The organism is Actinomadura pelletieri DSM 43383, from assembly GCF_003634705.1.
GTDB classification, from domain to species: Bacteria; Actinomycetota; Actinomycetes; order Streptosporangiales; family Streptosporangiaceae; genus Spirillospora; species Spirillospora pelletieri.
Map to the genome: position 1 here is coordinate 15,762 of NZ_RBWU01000003.1, position 18,617 is coordinate 34,378.

General features: G+C 71.1%; 19 protein-coding genes. 11 read left to right on the top strand and 8 right to left on the bottom strand.

What is annotated here, in order from left to right:
• Positions 1-17 precede the first annotated feature (17 nt).
• Positions 18-626, bottom strand: a complete 609-nt coding sequence (locus tag BZB76_RS13265; protein ID WP_246006930.1) for a TIGR03086 family metal-binding protein — start codon at positions 624-626, stop codon at positions 18-20.
• A 61-nt stretch (positions 627-687) separates the two neighbouring features.
• Here BZB76_RS13265 and BZB76_RS13270 point away from each other — a divergent pair, with 61 nt between their 5' ends.
• On the top strand, positions 688-1,527 hold the full coding sequence (locus BZB76_RS13270) for a helix-turn-helix domain-containing protein (RefSeq protein ID WP_211343003.1): 840 nt from the start codon (positions 688-690) through the stop codon (positions 1,525-1,527).
• A 42-nt stretch (positions 1,528-1,569) separates the two neighbouring features.
• On the opposite strand, the gene BZB76_RS13275 is transcribed toward BZB76_RS13270, so the two are convergent.
• Positions 1,570-2,577, bottom strand: coding sequence for a methyltransferase (locus BZB76_RS13275; RefSeq protein WP_147449427.1), 1,008 nt, complete (start codon positions 2,575-2,577; stop codon positions 1,570-1,572).
• 228 nt (positions 2,578-2,805) lie between these two features.
• Here BZB76_RS13275 and BZB76_RS13280 point away from each other — a divergent pair, with 228 nt between their 5' ends.
• Positions 2,806-3,438: an HNH endonuclease family protein gene (locus BZB76_RS13280; RefSeq protein ID WP_121434695.1), complete on the top strand. Its 633-nt coding sequence runs from the start codon at positions 2,806-2,808 to the stop codon at positions 3,436-3,438.
• Between the two features lie 36 nt (positions 3,439-3,474).
• Here the strand turns inward: BZB76_RS13280 and BZB76_RS13285 are convergent, their stop codons facing one another.
• Entirely contained in the window at positions 3,475-3,975 is a 501-nt protein-coding gene (locus BZB76_RS13285) for an HAD domain-containing protein (RefSeq protein WP_121434696.1), read from the bottom strand.
• Between the two features lie 130 nt (positions 3,976-4,105).
• Here BZB76_RS13285 and BZB76_RS13290 point away from each other — a divergent pair, with 130 nt between their 5' ends.
• Positions 4,106-4,918, top strand: a complete 813-nt coding sequence (locus BZB76_RS13290) for a PIG-L family deacetylase (protein WP_121434697.1) — start codon at positions 4,106-4,108, stop codon at positions 4,916-4,918.
• Positions 4,919-4,978: 60 nt separating this feature from the next.
• On the opposite strand, the gene BZB76_RS13295 is transcribed toward BZB76_RS13290, so the two are convergent.
• Both BZB76_RS13295 and BZB76_RS13300 read right to left on the bottom strand, forming a co-directional pair.
• Positions 4,979-5,521: a GNAT family N-acetyltransferase gene (locus BZB76_RS13295; RefSeq protein WP_246007013.1), complete on the bottom strand. Its 543-nt coding sequence runs from the start codon at positions 5,519-5,521 to the stop codon at positions 4,979-4,981.
• A gap of 76 nt (positions 5,522-5,597) precedes the next feature.
• A complete protein-coding gene (locus BZB76_RS13300; RefSeq protein ID WP_121434698.1) occupies positions 5,598-5,960 on the bottom strand; it encodes a VOC family protein in 363 nt (120 codons plus the stop codon).
• Positions 5,961-6,107: 147 nt separating this feature from the next.
• Between BZB76_RS13300 and BZB76_RS13305 the strand changes: the two genes are divergently transcribed.
• The 5 genes from BZB76_RS13305 (at position 6,108) to BZB76_RS13325 (ending at position 12,381) form a co-directional block, all read left to right on the top strand.
• The gene (locus BZB76_RS13305; protein ID WP_337959750.1) at positions 6,108-7,172 is read left to right on the top strand and encodes a phosphotransferase family protein; all 1,065 of its coding nucleotides are present in this window, start codon (positions 6,108-6,110) and stop codon (positions 7,170-7,172) included.
• A gap of 377 nt (positions 7,173-7,549) precedes the next feature.
• The gene (locus tag BZB76_RS13310) at positions 7,550-8,488 is read left to right on the top strand and encodes a TIGR03621 family F420-dependent LLM class oxidoreductase (protein ID WP_121434699.1); all 939 of its coding nucleotides are present in this window, start codon (positions 7,550-7,552) and stop codon (positions 8,486-8,488) included.
• A gap of 498 nt (positions 8,489-8,986) precedes the next feature.
• Positions 8,987-9,739, top strand: a complete 753-nt coding sequence (locus BZB76_RS13315; RefSeq protein WP_121434700.1) for an SDR family NAD(P)-dependent oxidoreductase — start codon at positions 8,987-8,989, stop codon at positions 9,737-9,739.
• A 135-nt stretch (positions 9,740-9,874) separates the two neighbouring features.
• Positions 9,875-11,521 carry a thiamine pyrophosphate-binding protein gene (locus BZB76_RS13320; RefSeq protein ID WP_211343005.1) on the top strand — a complete coding sequence of 549 codons (1,647 nt, stop codon included), beginning with the start codon at positions 9,875-9,877 and terminating at the stop codon, positions 11,519-11,521.
• Between the two features lie 71 nt (positions 11,522-11,592).
• Positions 11,593-12,381: an IclR family transcriptional regulator gene (locus tag BZB76_RS13325; protein ID WP_121434701.1), complete on the top strand. Its 789-nt coding sequence runs from the start codon at positions 11,593-11,595 to the stop codon at positions 12,379-12,381.
• Between the two features lie 100 nt (positions 12,382-12,481).
• Here the strand turns inward: BZB76_RS13325 and BZB76_RS13330 are convergent, their stop codons facing one another.
• The 3 genes from BZB76_RS13330 to BZB76_RS36375 form a co-directional block, all read right to left on the bottom strand.
• A complete protein-coding gene (locus BZB76_RS13330) occupies positions 12,482-13,186 on the bottom strand; it encodes an RlpA-like double-psi beta-barrel domain-containing protein (protein WP_121434702.1) in 705 nt (234 codons plus the stop codon).
• A 1,367-nt stretch (positions 13,187-14,553) separates the two neighbouring features.
• Entirely contained in the window at positions 14,554-14,985 is a 432-nt protein-coding gene (locus BZB76_RS13335) for a hypothetical protein (protein WP_147449428.1), read from the bottom strand.
• Positions 14,986-15,149: 164 nt separating this feature from the next.
• Positions 15,150-15,281 carry a hypothetical protein gene (locus BZB76_RS36375; RefSeq protein ID WP_281273870.1) on the bottom strand — a complete coding sequence of 44 codons (132 nt, stop codon included), beginning with the start codon at positions 15,279-15,281 and terminating at the stop codon, positions 15,150-15,152.
• A 243-nt stretch (positions 15,282-15,524) separates the two neighbouring features.
• On the opposite strand from BZB76_RS36375, the gene BZB76_RS13340 reads away from it, so the two are divergent.
• The 3 genes from BZB76_RS13340 (at position 15,525) to BZB76_RS13350 (ending at position 18,592) form a co-directional block, all read left to right on the top strand.
• Complete coding sequence (locus BZB76_RS13340) at positions 15,525-16,625, top strand: winged helix DNA-binding domain-containing protein (RefSeq protein WP_121434704.1); 1,101 nt, start codon at positions 15,525-15,527, stop codon at positions 16,623-16,625.
• Between the two features lie 269 nt (positions 16,626-16,894).
• Complete coding sequence (locus BZB76_RS13345; protein WP_121434705.1) at positions 16,895-17,161, top strand: hypothetical protein; 267 nt, start codon at positions 16,895-16,897, stop codon at positions 17,159-17,161.
• A gap of 126 nt (positions 17,162-17,287) precedes the next feature.
• The gene (locus BZB76_RS13350) at positions 17,288-18,592 is read left to right on the top strand and encodes a DUF2786 domain-containing protein (RefSeq protein ID WP_121434706.1); all 1,305 of its coding nucleotides are present in this window, start codon (positions 17,288-17,290) and stop codon (positions 18,590-18,592) included.
• The last annotated feature ends 25 nt before the right edge of the window (positions 18,593-18,617 follow it).

Here is an 18,617-nt window from a genome sequence, read left to right on the forward strand (position 1 = left end):
GCGGGCCCCCGACGTCGTCAGGGTTCCCAGTGCGGGTCGCGTCCGGACAGGCCGACGAGGCGGTCGAGCAGCGGCGCGTCCTCCGGTACGGACACCTCGGGGCCGAACGCGCCGTACTCGCGGCCGACCTCCGCCGTCGGGACGAGGTGTTCCCAGGCGGCGCGGACGACGTCGTCGGGGAACGCGGGTTCGTGGCCGGTGGCGACGGCGAGGTCCCAGCCGTGCACCACCCAGTCGCCGAAGATGATCCCGGCGACGAACGTGGCGGGCATGGCCTCCTTGTTGCCGGTGAGGCTCGTGTTGCCCTCCCACGCCGCCGGATCCTGCCACGCCTCGGCGGTCGTGTGGACCTGCTCGCCGAACCGCTCCGCCCAGCCCGGTTCGGCGGTGAAGTCGTGGTCCTCTCCCGGCCCGGTGGTCGGCTGCTTCCGCGCGGCGGTCTCGGCCCTGGCGGTCCAGAGGAACAGATGGTTGACGAGGGTCCGCACGTCCCAGCCGGGGCAGGGGGTCGGCGCGTCCAGACGCTCCGGGGGGATGTCCCGGACGATCCGTGCCGCGGTGTCGGCGGCGGGAAGCATCTGGCTCCGCGTATTCATGATCGTCACCTCGCTCGTTCGTTCGAACATGCGGCCACGCTAGGACCGGCCATGGCGCCGGTCTTGAAGAAACGCGACATACCCTGAGCCGGTGGAACGATCCCTACCCGGCGGGACGCGGGGCATCCTGCGGGCGCGGGCGGGGTTGGAGCGCTTCCACGTCGAGCGCATCGCGCCGACCGCCGCGCTCGCCCCGTTCGTGGAGCGCTTCTGGGTGCTCCGGTGGGATCTGCGGGGTCGTCCGCCGCATCGTCAGCAGGTGCTCACCCGCCCGACGGTGCACATGACGTTCACCAGCTACCTGACCGCCGGGACGACGCGGGCCCGGATCGTCGGGGTGGTGCTGGACGACTTCGTGGAGGAGATCGCCGACGAGGGTCGTGTGGTCGGCGTGGAGTTCCGTCCCGGCGGGCTGCGCCCGTTCATGGACGCGCCGGTCGCCTCGCTCACCGGCCGGTTCACGACCGTGGAGGAGGTGTTCGGGGCGGACGGCCGGACGCTCGCCGACCGGGTCTTCGCGGCGGACGGCGCCGAGGAGGCCGTGGCGCGGCTGGCGGACTTCCTGACCGCGCGGGCGCCCGGGCCGGATCCGTCCGCCGAGCGGGCGGCCGGGATCGTCGCGCGGATCGCGGCCCGTCCGGGGCTGGTCCGGGTGGACGAGCTGGCCGCCGAGCTGCGGACGAGCCCCCGGAGCCTGCAACGCCTGTTCCACGAGTACGTGGGCGCCGGCCCGAAGTGGGTGCTGCGCAGGTTCCGGATGCTGGAGGCCGCCGCGCGGGCCGAGGCGGGCACGGCCGTCGACTGGGCGGGTCTCGCGGCCGAGTTGGGCTACGCCGACCAGGCCCATTTCACCCGTGACTTCACCGCGGCGGTCGGGAGGCCTCCCGCCAGGTACGCGCGCGAGACCGGTTCCGGCCGGGTCGACGAGTGAACGGCCCGAGGCCCGCCCGGCCGGGGTCGACGCGCACCATGCCTAGGCGGCCGGTCGCGCCTCGATGATGTGGTAGTCGGCGGGCGGTAGCGGCCCGGTCAGCGAGATCTCGGTGAACCCGGCGCGTTCCAGCAGGTCGCGGAACTCGGTCTCGGTGCGTTCCCGTCCGCCGGTCGCGACGAGCATGTTGAGGTCGTTGTTGACGATGCCCCGCGACTCCGGGGTGACGATCTCCGGCATCACCTGCTCCAGGAGGAGCAGCCGGGCGTCCGGGCGCATCGCGGCCCGGCAGTTCCGCAGGATCGCGGCGGCCTTCGCGTCGTCCCAGTCGTGGATCACGCTCTTGATGACATAGGCGTCCGCTCCCGCGGGCACGGAGGCGAAGAAGTCCCCCGCGACGATCTTCACGCGGTCGGCGACGTCGGTGAGCGTGTCGGGCGCGGCGTCGAGCCCGCCGGGCAGGTCGAACAGCAGCCCGCGCGGCCCCGGGACGGCGCGCAGGATCGCGGCGAGCAGCGTGCCGTCGCCCCCGCCGATGTCGGCGATCGTCCCGTACCGGCCGAAGTCGTGGGCCTCGACGATCCCCGGTGCGATGAAGCGGGTGTGTTCGGACATCGCCGCGTTGAACGTCGCGGACAGTTCCGGGCGCGACTCGAAGAACTCGAACGGCGTCATGCCGATCACGCGGCCCCACGCGTACTCCCCGGTGTGGACGGTCTCGGACAGGTCGCCCCACGCCCGCCACATGTCCGGGCCGCAGAACAGCCTGATGAGGGCGCGGATGGAGTCGGGTTCGTCCGAGCGGAGCCGCCGCCCTTCGTCGGTGAGCGCGAACACGTCGCGGTCCTTCTGTTCGACGGCGCCGAGGACGCTCAAGCTGCGCAGCAACCTGAGCAGGGACGGCCGGTGGGTGCCCGTCCTCTCCGCGAGTTCGGCGCTCGTCCGCGGCCCGTCGGCGAGCGCGTCGGCCAGGCCGATCTCGGCGGCGGCGTGCAGGACCTGCGCCGGCATGTAACCGAACGCCAGGTCCAATAGCGGTGATCTCGACACGGTCGACTCCCCCTCGGTTCGCTTCCGGATCGCGTTCGACGTTACGAAGCGCGCGACCGCCGGTCTTGGACGAATGTGACCTTCACCTCGGTGATCTCCCTGCGGATGGCCACTTCTTGGCCAACGCCGTTACCGGACCGTGTCCACCGCTAACCAAATGGACATGTCGGGTTTATCAAAATATTTAAGACTGACGGCTCCTGCTCCCCAGCGAACAAGGAGCCACCCGTGCACAGAACGGGGACCATCGCGACCGCCGCCACCCTCACCACTCTCGCCCTGCTCTCGCCCGCCGCCGGCACGGCCGCCGCCGCGCCGCCGCCACCGCCCGGAGCCGACACGGCGGCACGGCACCTCGCCGCCCTCACCGTCCGCGCCGAAGGCTCCGGCGACGGCTACAACCGGGACAAGTTCCCCCACTGGAGCGACCAGGGCGACAGCTGCAACACCCGCGAAGTCGTCCTCAAACGGGACGGGACGGGCGTCAAGACCGGGACCAACTGCTCCCCGACCAGCGGATCGTGGACCAGCCCCTACGACGGCGCGACCTGGACGAAGGCGTCCGACATCGACATCGACCACATGGTGCCGCTCGCCGAGGCGTGGCGGTCGGGCGCCTCGTCCTGGTCGACGGCCCGCCGCCGGACGTTCGCCAACGACCTGAACAGCTCGCAACTCTGGGCCGTCACCGACAACGTCAACCAGGCCAAGGGCGACAAGGACCCGGCGGAGTGGACGCCGCCGCGCGCCTCGTTCCACTGCATGTACGCCAGGTCGTGGATCGACGTGAAGTACCGCTACGGCCTGACCGTCGACTCGGCGGAGAAGTCGGCGCTGAGCCGCCTGCTCGGCACCTGCTGATCCCCGCTCCGCCCGCCGGCCCACCGGCGGGCGCGTTCAGCGGCCGAGCGCGTTCAGCCAGGTCTCGGCCGCCGCGATGTGCCCGTCGGTCAGGCCGGTGAGCGGATCGATCTCCACGAGCAGATGCTCGGCGACGTCAGGTTCGTCGGCGATGCACCTGGTGGCGTCCGGCTCGTCCTCGAACCACACGAACGGCCTGCCCTTCGCCCACGCCGCCACGTGACGGGCCTTCCACGCGCCGAGCGTCCGCCCCTCGTCGACCCCCGGGAACTGCGGAATCGGTACGAACGGCAACTCAGGCAAACCGACCCTGGGCGCTATCCACACATTGGCGTTGTCACACCAGTAACTGGCCCAGGCCAGTTCCGCGCCGGTGGACTCCGCCAGTTCGAGCAGGTCCGGACCGTGCGCGGGATTGAGCCAGAGCTTGAACGTCATGCCGTTCGGCGAGCACCGCCGTCGCTTATATCCGCGATGCGGCCTTTCCAGCGGATTGAGAACCCCGTCCACGTCGAGAAGAATCACCGGCGACCCCATACCGGGACCGTACGGCATCGGACACCCACTCGTCGAAGGTCGATTTCGGCGCGCGGCACCCGCGCACCGAATGTGATCAACACCGGGCGTCCCGGACGTAGAGTGGACGCCTGAAACGGAGGAGTCCCGGATGAACCGCGAACTGACGCTGATGGCCGTCCACGCCCACCCCGACGACGAGGTCCTGGGGACCGGCGGCCTTCTCGCGCGCTGCGCCGCCGAGGGCGTTCGCACGGTCCTGGTCACCTGTACCAACGGGGAGCAGGGCGACGACTCCGGCGGCGTGAAGCCCGGCGAGCCGGGGCACGACGCCGCCGAGGTGGCGCAGCGTCGCCTCGCCGAGCTCCGCGCGTCCGCGGACCTGCTCGACATCGATCATCTGGAGCTGCTCGGCTACCGCGACTCCGGCATGGCGGGCTGGGCGGCCAACGACGACCCCGACGCGTTCGCGAACGTCCCGCTGGACGAGTCCGCCGGACGGCTGGCCGAACTCATGGAGCACTACCGACCGCAGGTCGTCGTCACCTACGACGAGAACGGCGGCTACGGTCATCCCGACCACATCCAGGCGCACCGCATCGCGCTCGCCGCGGCCGAGAAGACCGGCGTTCCCGACAAGCTGTACTTCTCCGCCATTCCCCGCTCGGGTATCCGCCGCCTGTTCGACGCCGTCCGCACGGCGGGCGTGGAGATCGACTTCGATCCGCCCGAGGACTTCGGGACGCCCGACGAGCTGATCACGAGCACCCTGGACGTGTCCGCGCACGTGGACGCCAAGCGCGACGCCCTGCGGGCGCACGCGAGCCAGGGCGAGAACATCTTCCTGCTGCGGCTGCCGGACGAGACGCAGCGGATGGCGTTCTCGTTCGAGGCGTTCGTCCGGCACTACAGCCGTGTCCAGGCGCCCGACAAGGAGGACGACCTCTTCGCCGGGCTCAGGTGACCCGCTCCGAACACGGTCACGCGGGAAGGCGGCCGTCCGGTCCTTCGTGGGCCGCTCTCATCACGCGGCCGGTCCGGGCTTTTCGGGGATGAGGTCCGTGGCCGGGTCGATGAACCAATGGTTCGCCGGGACGATCCGTCCCGCGAAGACGACGTCCTTCTGTTCGAGGAAGGTGAACCCCAGGGAGCGGCAGATCCCGTTGGACGGGGCGTTCGTCGTCGCCGGAAAGGCATGGACGATCCCCCACCGGTTCTCGTCACGCGCCTTTTCCAGGACCATCCGCACGGCGCGCTTGCCCACGCCCCGGCCCTGGAATTCCGGAAGAACCATCCAGCCGATTTCGGAGAAGACCGTGCCGTCCACGTCGTGTGGCCAGAGCGTCACCATGCCCGCCACGACATCGGGCCGGCGCGGGTCGGGGACGATCATCTTGATCCAGGCCAGGCCCGCCGCCGCCTCGCCGACATCGCGGCGCACCTTCTCCTCGATACCGGCTCGGGGCAGTGGACCGCCGAGTTCGGCCATCATGACCGGATCGCAGCGCATCCGGACGTAGGCGTCCACGTCACCCAGTTCGACATCACGCAGATACAGCGCCGCCATCACGGCTGTGATTCTTTCGGACTGCGGCGTGCACGACTCCGACTTGGCGCATGTCGTCCGTCAGGGCGGGTGCCGCTCAGGGCCGGTAAGTGCCGAAATACCATTCGTTGCCGTCCGGGTCGCGGGCCCCGTAGTCACGGGAGCCGTAGTCCTGGTCGGTGAGCTCGCGGAAGATCTCGGCACCGGCGGCCTTCGCGCGATCGTGGTGGGCGTCCGGGTCGTCGACCGCGACGTAGAGCGCCGAGGTGCCCGGCTCGCCGTTGCCGAACATGAGCAGACCGGTGTCGTACCGCATCTCGGCGTGGACGATCCTGCCGCCGTCGTCCTTGTGGACGGCCACCGGCTCGAAGCCGAACGCCTTCTCCAGCCATTCCATGGATTTCGCGGTGTCGGCGCAGTTGATCAGCGGGTAGAAGGTCCTGCGGATCTCCAAGGTCATGGTTTCCTCCTTGCTCGTTGCCTACCCGCCCAGCCTGTTGGTAACGGATCCGTCCGTCTTGGACGAATGTGACTTCCGTGGCCGGGGCGCCCGCTCCCGCGACTGTTACTCTCCGTTGTTCGCCCGTGTCGGAAGGAAACCCGCACCGTGCAGCCAGAGCAGATCGACCGCGCGCTCGTGGACTTCGACGTCCTCGACGGGTGGATGAGCGGTCAGGGCCTGCCGGGCGGCCCGTTCGAGGACGTCCGGCCGCTGGCCGGGCGCACCGAGAACACGATGGTCGGGTTCCGGCGGGGTGGCCGCGACTACGTGCTGCGGCGGGGCCCGAGCCGGCTGCGCGCCCGCACGAACGACGTCCTGCGCCGGGAGGCCCGCGTCCTGGCCGCGCTGGCCGGCACCGACGTCCCCGCGCCGCGTCTCGTCGCCGCCTGTACGGACGAGTCCGTCATGGGCGGCGCCGTGTTCTACCTGATGACCCTGGTGGACGGTTTCAACGCCTCGGTGACGTTGCCGGAGCCGCACGCGGGCGACGCGTCCGTCCGCCATGAGATGGGGCTGAACGCGGCCCGCGCGGCGTCCGCCCTGGGCGCGGTCGACCACGAGGCCGTCGGGTTGGGCGACTTCGGCAGGCCCGCAGGGTTCCTGGAGCGGCAGGTGAGCCGCTGGCTGTCGGAGCTCGACTCCTACAACGCGCTGGACGGCTACCCGGGCCCCGACATCCCCGGCGTGGACGATGTGGCCCGCTGGCTGGAGGAGCGTCGCCCGGCGCGGTGGCGGCCGGGGATCCTGCACGGCGACTTCCACCTGGCCAACCTGATGTTCTCCCCCGACGGTCCCGCGGTGGCCGCGATCGTCGACTGGGAGACGTGCACGGTCGGCGACCCGTTGCTCGATCTCGGCTGGCTGCTGGCCACCTGGCCCGACCGCGCCGACGCGTGCGCGGCGCTGGCCGGGCCGCTCGGTGACGCGGGCGGCCTGCCCACGGCGGACGAGCTGGCCGACGCCTACGCCGAACGCGCGGACGCCGTCGCCGGACGCGACCTGTCCGCCCTCTCCTGGTACGGGGCGCTCGCGTGCTTCAAGCTCGGCATCGTCCTGGAGGGCACGAACGCCCGCGCGTTCGCCGGAAAGGCACCGAGGGAGACGGGCGACCTGCTGCACTCGATCGCCCTCGACCTGTTCCGCCGCGCCCAGACCTTCATGGCGTCCTAGGCTGTGTTCATTGCAGGCCAGGCCCACTGCGCTCGCCTAGCGGCTCGCTACGTGACCTGTCCTGGGGCGAACGCGCATCGCTTCGCGATCCGCCCGGGTGCGCTCGCCTTCGGCTTCGCTCCACCGGGCGGATCACGCGTTCGCGCGCGGGCTGAGGTCACCTCGAAACAGGTCGTCGGGGGCGCGGGTTGAAAAATCGGGCCGCGCGACGCAGCCTGGATGTGATCGGTGAGAGCGGGGCAGTCGGTGACGCCCTTGCGCCGAGTAGACGGCGAATCGAGCCACTCGCCCCGTTCCGCCGGTCGACGCGCGGGCGGTGAAAGGCCAGGTCGGATTCCTGCCAGCGCGACGGCGCCCGCGCCGGGCATGCTCATCCCATGGACGGGAAATTCCGCTTCGGTGTCGTCGGCGAGTCGATCCGTTCCGGCGCCGAACTCGCCGACACGGCGCGGCGTGCCGAGGACCTCGGATACGACGTGCTGGTGCTGCGCGACCACTTCGTCGCCGATCCGTTCGGCGACCAGCTCGCGCCGATAGTGGCGCTGGCCTCGGCCGCGTCCGTCACCGGCACGCTCCGCCTGGGCACGATGGTCCTGGCCAACGACTACCGGCACCCGGTGATGCTCGCCAAGGAGGCGGCGACCCTCGACCATCTCTCGGGCGGACGGTTCGAACTGGGCATAGGCGCGGGTTGGCTGCGCGAGGAGTACGCCGCCGCCGGGCTGCCGTTCGACCCGGCGGGGACGCGGGTCGGGCGGCTGGAGGAGTCGCTGCGCATCCTGCGAAGCCTCCTCGACGGGGAGAAGACCACGTTCGCCGGGGAGCACTACCGCGTGGACGGTCTGACGGTGTTCCCGACGCCCGGACGGCGTCCGCCGCTCGTCGTCGGGGCCGGGAGCAGGCGCATGCTCGGTATCGCCGGGCGGCTCGCCGACACCGTCGGCGTCCTCCCCCGCGCCCTCCCCGAGGGGACGATCTCCGACGAGATCACCGAGCGGCTTCCGGACACCATCGCGCGCAAGGTCGGCTGGATCAGGGAGGCGGCGGACGGACGCGACGTCGAGCTGAGCATGATGGTGACGCCCGTGTTCGGTCCCGATCCGCGCCGCACCGCCGCCAAGATCGCCGTGCTGCGGGGCTGGGGGACGGCGGCGGCCGAACTGGTCCTCGACATGCCGTCCCAGTTCGTCGGCCCGCCGGAGCACATCGCCGAGCAGATGCTCGCCCGCCGTGACCGCTACGGCTTCACCTACTACCAGGTGCCGGACGCGCTGCTGGAGGAGTTCGCCCCCGTCATCCCGCTCCTGACCGGCTGATCCGGGGGGACCCGTGGGGCCGTCCGCGGGCCGAGCCGGGCGCGGCGAGTCTCCCGTGCGGGGACGGCCGCCGCCCCGCCGGGGCGGCGCGGGGCGGCGGCCGTCGGCGCCGCGTGCCGGGCCGGCCACCCGGGCATCGCGGACGCCGGGGAGCTCGGGCCGACCACGGCGACCGGGCTCCCGGGAGGACGACCCGGCAACACCGCGGTGCGGTGCTCCGGGTCGCGATGTGCACGGCGCCTCCATGAGACGCGGGCCGCGACGGCCGAGGCGCGTGCGCGCGTCCCGTCCGGTGCGTCCAGGGCCCGTTCTAACGACCGGACGGTCAGGTCCGGCGCGGCGGGCGCCGCTCCGCTCCCCTCGGCGGGGACCGGCGGCGCTGTTGGAACGGGCATGCGGCGAGCATGTGACCGTGTGCCGGTCACCACAAGGCCAACGTTTCAATGAGTGAAAAGGGCGTCTTGTCGGTTATGGCGGGAATGACGCACGCTGCCACCCATGAGCGAAACACCCTCCAGGAACGCGCCGCAGCGGGTCGCCCTCGTCACCGGCGCGGCGGGCGGTCTGGGACGGGAGTTCGCGGCCGCCCTCGCCCGCCGCGGGCACCGGGTCGCGGGCCTCGACCTCGCCGACATGTCCGAGACCGCCGAGCTGATCGGCGACGCGTTCCATCCCGTGCGCGCGGACGTGACGGACCCGGAGGAGGTCGAGTCCGCGGTGGCGGAGGTCGCCACCCGGTTCGGCGGGCTGCACATCGTGGTCAACAACGCCGGGATCTACCCGCCGCTGGAGTTCGAGAAGACGACGCTGGAGGACTGGCGCCGGATCATGCGGGTGAACCTGGATGGACCGTTCCTGGTCACGTCCGCGGCGCTCCCGTACCTGAAGGCCGCCGGGTGGGGACGGATCGTGAACATCGTCTCGGCCGTGGTGTTCCTCGGTCCCCCCGACCTGGTCGCCTACACCACGTCCAAGGCCGGTCTCGTCGGGTTCACGCGGGCGCTGTCCAGCGCGGTCGGCGAGCACGGCATCACGGTGAACGCGATCGCGCCCGGCCTCACCCGCACCGAGACGGCGGCGCGGACGACCGGCGCGGACGGCGGGTTCGAGCGGGTCCGCGACCTGCAGGTCGTGCGGGCCGTCGAGGAACCCGCCGACCTGGTGTCCACGCTGCTGTACGTGGTCGACGAGGGCAGCGGCTTCCTCACCGGGCAGACGATCAACATCGACGGCGGTTCCGCCAAGCACTGACGGCGGCCCCCGCCCGACCGGCGGGGGCGGCACACCCGCAACCGCCCCTCCCCTCGGGGCGTTGACCATGTGAGCCCCCTTCCGGGGGCGGCTACCGAAACAGCCCCACGATCCCGGCGGGGCACTGAAAGGCAGATGATGAGGCCGATCGAGGCGCTGCTGGAGATCGCTCGCGACGAGGGCGTCACCCGGATCTTCGGCAATCCCGGCACCACAGAACTCCCCCTGATGGACGCGCTGGTGGAGGCGCCCGATCTGCAGTACGTGCTGGGCCTGCAGGAGGGGTCCGTCGTGGCGATGGCGGACGGGTACGCCCGTGCGTCGCGCCGGACGTCCCTGGTCAGCCTGCATGTCGCGGCGGGCGTCGCCAACGGGCTGATCGGCATGCTGAACGCCATGCGGTCCCGCACCCCGATGGTGATCATCGCGGGGCAGCAGGACCGGCGTCACCTCGTCCAGGACCCGATGCTGTCGGGCGATCTGGTGGGGCTTGCCGCGTCCACGACCAAGTACGCGGTGGAGGTCCAGCACGCCTACGACCTGCCGATCGTGCTGCGGCGCGCGTTCGCGCTCGCCGCGCGCCCGCCCGCAGGTCCCGTGCTGGTGTCGATCCCCATGGACCTGCTGGAGGAGGACGTCGACGTCGCGGTGCCGGCGCGCTCCCCGGTGACGGGCCCGGGCGCGGCCCCGGTGGACGACGTGGTGGCGCTGCTTGCCGGCGCCGAACGTCCCGTGGTGGTCGCCGGTGACGGGGTCGGCCGCGCGGGCGCCGTCGCCGACCTGGTCGCGGTGGCCGAACGGCTCGGCGCGACCGTCTACCACCAGCCGATGAACGACGGGATCGACTTCCCCACCGGCCATCCGCTGTACGCGGGGATGCTGCCGCCGCGCAACGCGATCATCCGCGAGCGGCTCGGCGCGCACGACGTGGCGCTCATCGTCGGCTGCCACGCGTTCATGCCGCACCACTACACGCCCGGCCCGTCCGTCCCGGACGGTCTCGCGATCGTGCAGGTGGACGAGGACCCCGCGGAGATCGGCCGGAACTTCGCCGTCCGGCACGGCCTCACCGGCGACCTGTCGCAGACGCTGTGGGCGCTCGCCGGACGGCTGGACGGGCGCGTCCCGGCGGCGCGGGAGCGCATCGAGCGGCTCGGCGCGGAACACTCCGCCGCCAGGAGCGAGGTGGAGGAGCGCGCCCGCGCCGCGTACGGGACGTCCCCGATGGCGCCGCGCGCCGCCGCCCACGCCGTCGCCGCCGGGCTCCCCCACGGGACGGTGGTGGTCGAGGAGGCGATCACCGCGGGGCTGGAGCTGCGCGCGGTGCTGCGCCAGGACCTGCCCGGCTCGTACGTGCACACGGTCGGCGGCGGTCTCGGCTGGGGCATCGGCGCGGCCGTCGGCACCAGGCTCGGCAACCCGGAGCGTCCCGTGGTGGCGGTGCTCGGCGACGGATGCGCGATGTTCGGGATTCAGGGGCTTTGGAGCGCGGCCAGGTACGAAGTTCCCGTAGCCTTCGTCGTGATGAACAACGGCGAGTACAGAACGTTGAAGAACACCCTTGACGAGGGTGGCGGCGCCTCGGCGAAGCACGGGCAGTACGTCGGCATGGACCTCAACCCGCCGTCGCTCGACTGGCAGAGCGCCGCGCGCCTGTTCGGCATCGACGCGGTCCGCGCCGGCTCGGCGGAGGAGCTGCGCGACGCCGTCGCGAGTGTCAAGTCGCTCGACGCCCCGCTTCTCATCGAGGCGCCCATCACCGGGCACGGTGAAAACGCTTGACGCCGGTGACCAGGACCGTCACCCGGTTCCCCGCACTTGCCGACAGGCACGATCACGGTGACCATCGGAGCATGGCCATCGATGGGACGGGTGAGGAACCGCCGAAGTCGGTCCTGGCACGGGGCCTCAGCCTGCTGGACGCGTTCGGTTCCGGCGACGGCGAGCTGAACCTCACCGAGCTGTCCGCGCGCACCGGACTGCCGAAACCGACCGCGCACCGGTTGTTGAACGAGCTGGTGCGGTGGGGCGGTGTCGAGCGCACCGAGTACGGCTACCGGTTGAGCATGCGGCTGTTCGTCCTCGGTCAGCGTGCGCCGCGTCCCCGAGGGCTGCGCGAGGCCGCGCTCCCCTACATGGAGGACCTGTACGAGGCGACGCACGAGAACATCCACCTCGCCGTCATGGACGGAACGGACACGCTCTTCCTGGAGAAGGTCAGCGGGCGTCGTTCCATGCCCATCGTGTCCAGGGTGGGCGGGCGGCTGCCCGCGTACTGCACCGCGACCGGGAAGCTGTTCCTGTCCCTCGGGCCGCCTGAGCGGCTGCAGAGCGTCCTGGCGGCGGGCCTCGTGCGTTACACGCCGCACACGATCGTCATGCCGGGCCTGCTGAAGCGGGAGCTGGCGCGTACCAGCGCCCGCGGCTACGCCGTCAACCGGGAGGAGTCGGAGGCCGGGGTGTCCGCGGTGGCGGCTCCGGTCTTCGACCGGCAACGCCAACCGATCGCCGCGCTCTCCATCACCGGGAACGCCTACCGGCTGGACCTCGACCGGCTGGCCCCGGCCGTCCGGACCGCGGCGCTGGCGCTGTCGAGGGAGCTGGCCCGCGAGAGCGACCTGAAAATGGGGATTCCCCGGTGATCTCGTGACACCGGGGAATCCCCGATTTTCCATGCACCGGCAGCCCTGTGCCGGGTCTGGGGAGGCCGCGCGGGGGGTGACCCCGCCGCGCGGCCTCAGCTCATCCTGAGCCGAACGGGCGCGGCTCGCCCTTCTTGCCCTTGCCGGGACCCCAGTCGAGGACCTCCCACTTGAGGCCCTTCAGGTGGCCCTGGCCGGTTCCGGCGTGGTACTTGCTCTTGGGCTTCTCGCCGTCCAGCAGGTACCGGAACGTGTAGGTGTCCAGGTCGAGCATGATGCCGCGGTGCGAGGGCGCGCCCGGCCCCCGGTCGCCGACGAAGCCGACGACGCTGCGGCCGTTGTAGCTGACCTTGACCTTGGTGAGCATGGGCCAGCTCGGGCTGGCGAACATGCCCTTCTGCATCGGCTTCCCGCTCGCGGGCGCGCCGGTGTCGCCCCGCACGCCGGAGCCGTCGTCCCAGAAGTAGGACGCGGTGGTCTCGCCGCTGAGGAGGACCTCGGGGTCCTTCTGCTCGCGCTTGCTCTCCGACGCCTCGGACTTCGCGTCGCGCTTCTCAGCGCTCTTCTCAGCGCTCTTCTCAGCGCCCTTGACGGCGCTCTGGTCGGCGCCCTTCACCGCGCTCCGGTCGGAGTGCGGCGTGGTGGCCTTCTGCTGCTGCTGGGCGGCCACGGCCTGCTTCGGGTGGAACTGGTTCTCGCTGGGAGCGGAGTCATCGCTCGCGGCTGCGACGCCGGCGACGAGCATGCCCGCCAGGGCGGTGCCGGTGACGCCGGTGAGGATGACATTGATCGCTCGCTGCTGCATGAATTTCCTTCGTTCGGGGTACAGGGCTGCCGTTCCGCGCCGGACCGGCGCATGCCGGGATCCGGGCAGAGGGAAACGGCTCCGAGACTCAGGACTCGGGAGATCACCGCCGCGAAAGAACACCCGCGTGAAACGGCCCACGGGCATGGCGGACCGCGCCCGCGCTCAACGGCGCACGACCGTCTTTGGGCGTGCGTGTGACACGGGCTTCGATGAAGCGGGAGAAATGCCGACCGGGGGCTCACGGGCCCAGCCGGTGCACGGCCGGTGCATGGGACGGCCGCAGTTCGGCAACGTTGACCCCGCCTGGCGGGCGGGATGCGACGGCTCTGCGTATGGCCAGGTCAACGGTTCATTGACCCTGACCTGGGGTTGACTATATACGGCATTACCGTGGTTTCGCCAAACGGGCGATTTCTTTACCTTCGGCCAGGTAGATCTTTTTCTCGGGAACTAATCCGGAGCCCTTATGGCGGCGGCGCCGACGTCCAGTCGGGCCTCTCCCTGCGCCAAGCGAAAAGATCTTTGCGGCCATGGGGCGCGGCCGACCCGCGCGCCTCGGAACGCCAAGGAGGCGCCATGTACGGGCGCCGGTGAAACACCCCGCGCCCGAGGTCACGAGAACGCCGCGCAAGCCGCTCTGGGCAGGCGTCAGAGGGTTCTCGGCGCGTTCGTCGCGGAAGGAGGCGCGGCACCTGAGATTACTTGCCATGGACCCCTATAGACGGGGTCTGAGGGTCGACCGAAGGCCGCGATGGTCCGTGTGCGAATCGTCACAGGACCAGGGGGTTCAGGGGCTTGGAGGCCAAGGACAAGCGGCGAGAACCGCCTGTGCCGCGCCGGCACGCGGTTTTTGGTGTGGCTCTGACTCAGGGGACGGCGATGAGGATGTGGCCGAGCTCACGGCCTTGACGCGGTCGTGAGCCGGGTGCGCGCCGAGTGGGGCAGCCGAGGAAGCGCGGACGCTTCACCGGCGCCGGAGACTGTGGGCGCGGTCTCCGATGTCCTTGCCGCTTAGAGTGAATAGACGGCCCCGGTCGACCGACCCGAGGCACGGCGTCTCGCCGACGCCTCAGTACGAAGCAGTCCGCGCGCAGCCCGCGTTTCCCCGGGTTCAGCCTTGCCGGGCCGCGGTGCCCGGGCGTGTGGCCGCGGTTGACCGCCGTCTGTGCGATGTGGTCGGTCACCGACCCGCCACCCGCCCACATCGTCCTGCTGTCCAACCGGACCCAGGGACCTCAAGGTTCACAAGCACGCACGTGCCGGAGAGGCGATGAAAGACCGGTTCGTCCATCCGTCCGGGCCTCTGATCTCCGCTGTGCGCCGGAACAGAGGCCCACGGGTGGTGGAGAAGCGGGAGTGCCGGATCAGCGCGCCGGATAGATCGGCGACTGCATGAGCGGCATCGGGCCCGTGCCCCCGACGACCTGCTGCGGCGCGATGAACGGCGACTCGGCGTAGGCGGGTTCCCCGAGGGGGGAGACCGCGGCGATCACCGGTCCCTGCGCCGCGGGCACCGCCTGAGCCGTGGGCGGCGGGACGGAGGGCGGCACATGGGTGCCGTCCGCCCGGCGCGGCTCCACGGGCGGCGCGACGTTCTGTTCCACGCGTCTCCCGGCCAGCAGGGCCATCAGCGCACGCGCGGCGTCGGCGTCCAACCGAAGCAGGACGCTCGGCGTCCCCGTCTGGTCGACGAACGGCGAGACCGATGGTGCGGTCGGTAGCGGCGGCAGCGCCGCCCGCATCTCCTCACGGAGATCCTGGGCAAGTCGCAGCGCCTGGCGGTCACTGTCACTCAAGTGTGCGTTCATCGCGATCTCCGGGGAGTTCACGTGCGGCAGGTCCGGCGCTCATCCTGCTAGGGATGGCGTGCAGGTGCAAGGGCTGATGCACGTGCATTTGGAAAAGTTCCTGCCCGTAACCCCGGCGCCCTTCGCTCGTTCGCGATCTACCCGTCCCACCCTCACCCGGCGTTGAAGACGCGCTGACCAGCACAGACCTGCGCGACCGGCCCCCGGTTCACCGGCGAGACGCTCGCGAACCAGCCGACCGGGACGTCCTGCTCGATCGGCAGGTACCGCCAACGCCGACCCACCGGAACCCTCCGGGATGCGAGCCGGACCTCCACTGCGCCCTCGCATGTCCATCAGGTCGGCGACCCGCGGGCACCCGCCACGAACGCCCACCGCCCGCCTCCACCGCCCGCCTCCACGGCACTCTGCCCGGACGAATCACGGTTTCGTCGAGGCAACGGTCGCGTTCGACACCGACTCCAGCGGACGAAGGGGCGGCTCATGCGGCGCCGACCAGTGTCGTACGGTCACGGCATCCTGGACGGGTGACAGACACACTCAGCGTCCGAGCCCTCAACCGAGCCACGCTGGCCCGCCAGCTTCTGCTCGCACGGGAGCCGATCACGGTGACCGAGGCGGTGGGACGGCTCTGTGGGATGCAGGCGCAGGAACCGAAACCGCCGTACCTGGGGCTCTGGACACGGCTGGACGGCTTCCGGGCGTCCGATCTGCACGGCGCGCTGCACGACCGGTCACTCGTCCGAGCGACCATGATGCGCGCCACCCTGCACCTGACGACGGGCGACGACTACGCGGCGTTCCGGACGGCGCTCCAGCCGATGCTGGACAGCGCCCTGCGCGTGCTGGGCGACCGCGCCAAGAACCTCGATGTGTCCGAGGTCGTCCCGGTGGCGCGTGCGCTCTTCGCGGGGGCACCGCGCACGTTCAACGAGGCGCGTGCGCTGCTCCAGCAGGAGTTCCCGGACGTCAACGACCGAGCCCTCGGGTACACCGTCCGACTCTGTTTGCCGCTGGTCATGGTTCCCACCGAGGACAGGTGGGGGTTCCCCCGCAACTCACGGTTCACCCTGGCCGATGACTGGCTGGGCGCCGACCTGGCGACCGAACCGGCGACCGACGAACTGCTGCTCCGCTACCTGGCCGCCTACGGGCCCGCGTCCGCCGCCGACGCGCAAACGTGGTCCGGCCTGGCGGCGACCGGTGAGGCATGGGAGCGCCTACGCCCCGGGCTCCGTGTCTTCACCGACGACAAGGGGCGGGAGCTGTTCGACCTGCCCGACGCCCCACGCCCGGATGAGGACGTTCCAGCCCCGGCACGGTTCCTGCCCGAGTTCGACAGTCTCGTACTGGCCCACGCCGACCGCAGGCGCGTCATCGCCGACGCGCATCGCCCGTCCCTGACGACGAAGAACCTCCGCGTCCGGGCCGTCTTCCTCTGGGACGGCTTCGCTCACGGTGTCTGGGAGACGGAGTACAAGCGCAAGGTCGCCACACTGCGGTTGCGCCCCTTCGAGCCGCTCCCCCGGGCCGCCATCGACGAACTGACCGCCGAGGGAGAGTCACTTCTGCGTTTCCTCGAACCGGAGGCGAAGGAGACGGTAGTGTCCTTCGTCGAAGGAGACTGACGCGAGCCCATGACGGCCGGTCGTCCCGGGCATGCCCTACCGTTCGGACACGCTCGGCCGTGCGCGGCGGATTTCATCGGTCCAAGCGCGCCCGACGAGAGCATCGACCCGCCGCCACATGCGGACATGACGGTGTGAGCCCGAACAACTTCGAATAGTGATCAATCCGATACCCGCGCTGATTGAAACTTTCATCAGATGGGTCCAAGCTGTCTCCGACGTCTGGAATGCCCCGCCCGTTCCTTCCGACCGCCGACAGGACACGACGCATGTTCGAGATCTGGGAGACGAGTGAGCCGGCACGGCTCATCAGCGACGCGGGGAGCCTGCAGGTGGCGTTGGAGAAGGTCGACACGATGTGCCGGCTGCGGCACGACCAGGCCGTGGCGCACATCGGCGACACCGCCGAGGGATACCACTTCGAGATCAGGGACCACGAGGGCAAGGCCCTCGCGCGGCTGAGCTATGTGCCCGACCCGTCCCGCGCCTACCAGAGCGTCGTGATCGAGGAGATGCGAGGCGAGGGCGGCGAGTAGACCGCCGTTAGCCCGATGCCCCTGGCCGCCACGGTCAGGGGCTTTCGTACGCCGGCATCGCCCCGCCCCTGACCGTCGGCCCCGGATGGCAGTATGCGTCTGGCACGTGGTCTCGGAGGACGGGGAGTGGCGGTGCGACAGGCATGGCGGCGTTCGTGGCCGGGAGAGCAGGAGACCCGGCCGTCGCCCGCCGCTGCCGCGGACGACCTGACGGCCGAGGCGCTGCGGTCGTTCGCACGGGGCGACACCGTCACGTTCGAGACGCTCGTCGCGCTGCTGACCGGCCGGCCCGAGGCCCCCGAGGGCGACACGGCTCGTTGGAGACTCACCGCCGACCGCTGCCTCGCCACACGGCTCCGCCGGGCCGTCACGATGGCCTGGGACCGCGGTTGGCAACCGGCCGACGTGGTCCGGTACGCGTCCCGCCGTCACACGTCCAGGCACGGACGGCTGCTGACGGACGCGATCGCGAGCGAGCTGCGGGCCTGTTCCGCCGCCGACATCGACCACCAATGGCACGAGCAACTCGCCGTCCTCGCGGCGAAGGTGTGGTGGGAGGACGACGATGCACACCCGGAACTCTGGTGCGAACGCGAGGGCGTGGAGCGCGCGGTCTATGTCGCCTCCGTCCTTGAGCTCGTCCACCTCCTGGAGAACGTCCCGAGGTTGCCGAGCCTGGGCCCGCCCCCCGGGGCGTCCACCGGCACCGGCGCGCGGAACACGGGGTCGACCGACCAACGGATGCTCGGCCGCGTCAGAGCGCTCCTGGCCAAGGCCGAGTCGACCGAATACCCGGAGGAAGCCGAGGCGCTCAGCGCACGCGCCCAGGAGTTGATGGCGCGCCACAGCATCGACGACGCGCTACTTGCCGCGGAGACGGGCGACACGCGCGGCCCCGCCGGGCGGCGAATCCCGGTGGACAGCCCCTACGACGCGCCGAAGGCGGTCCTGCTCACGGTCGTCGCCGACGCCAACCGCTGCCGGGCGGTGTGGCATCGAGATCTGGGGTTCTCCACGGTCCTGGGTTTCCCGACCGATCTGGCGGCGGTGGAGATGCTGTTCACGTCGCTGCTCGTCCAGGCGACGTCCGCGATGGTCCACGCGGGTCCCAGGCGGGATGCGCGGGGACGGTCACGCACGCGTTCGTTCCGCCACGCCTTCCTGAACGCCTACGCCGCCCGTATCGGGGAGCGGCTGCACGAGGCGGCGCACCGGGCGGCCGCGGGCGCCGGCGGGAAGGATCTGCTTCCCGTACTGGCCGCGCGCGACCGGGCCGTCGATGAGGCCGTCGACACGATGTTCCCGAACCTCGCCAAGGGACGGGCCGGTTCGGTGTCCAACTACGAAGGCTGGGTGGCCGGGCGTGCCGCCGCGGACCTCGCCAGCCTGAACGGACGCCTCGAGGTCACCGGGGCGTTCCGCCGTTCCTAGGGCACGGCGTCCCCCCGGGGGGCGA

Coding starts and splice junctions, on each gene's coding strand:
- BZB76_RS13265 (WP_246006930.1), bottom strand. CDS start 626: ATGTTCGAACGAACGAGCGAGGTGACGATCATGAATACGCGGAGCCAG.
- BZB76_RS13285 (WP_121434696.1), bottom strand. CDS start 3,975: ATGGGGTCGCCGGTGATTCTTCTCGACGTGGACGGGGTTCTCAATCCG.
- BZB76_RS13290 (WP_121434697.1), top strand. CDS start 4,106: ATGAACCGCGAACTGACGCTGATGGCCGTCCACGCCCACCCCGACGAC.
- BZB76_RS13295 (WP_246007013.1), bottom strand. CDS start 5,521: ATGGCGGCGCTGTATCTGCGTGATGTCGAACTGGGTGACGTGGACGCC.
- BZB76_RS13300 (WP_121434698.1), bottom strand. CDS start 5,960: ATGACCTTGGAGATCCGCAGGACCTTCTACCCGCTGATCAACTGCGCC.
- BZB76_RS13310 (WP_121434699.1), top strand. CDS start 7,550: ATGGACGGGAAATTCCGCTTCGGTGTCGTCGGCGAGTCGATCCGTTCC.
- BZB76_RS13315 (WP_121434700.1), top strand. CDS start 8,987: ATGAGCGAAACACCCTCCAGGAACGCGCCGCAGCGGGTCGCCCTCGTC.
- BZB76_RS13320 (WP_211343005.1), top strand. CDS start 9,875: ATGATGAGGCCGATCGAGGCGCTGCTGGAGATCGCTCGCGACGAGGGC.
- BZB76_RS13325 (WP_121434701.1), top strand. CDS start 11,593: ATGGCCATCGATGGGACGGGTGAGGAACCGCCGAAGTCGGTCCTGGCA.
- BZB76_RS13330 (WP_121434702.1), bottom strand. CDS start 13,186: ATGCAGCAGCGAGCGATCAATGTCATCCTCACCGGCGTCACCGGCACC.
- BZB76_RS13345 (WP_121434705.1), top strand. CDS start 16,895: ATGTTCGAGATCTGGGAGACGAGTGAGCCGGCACGGCTCATCAGCGAC.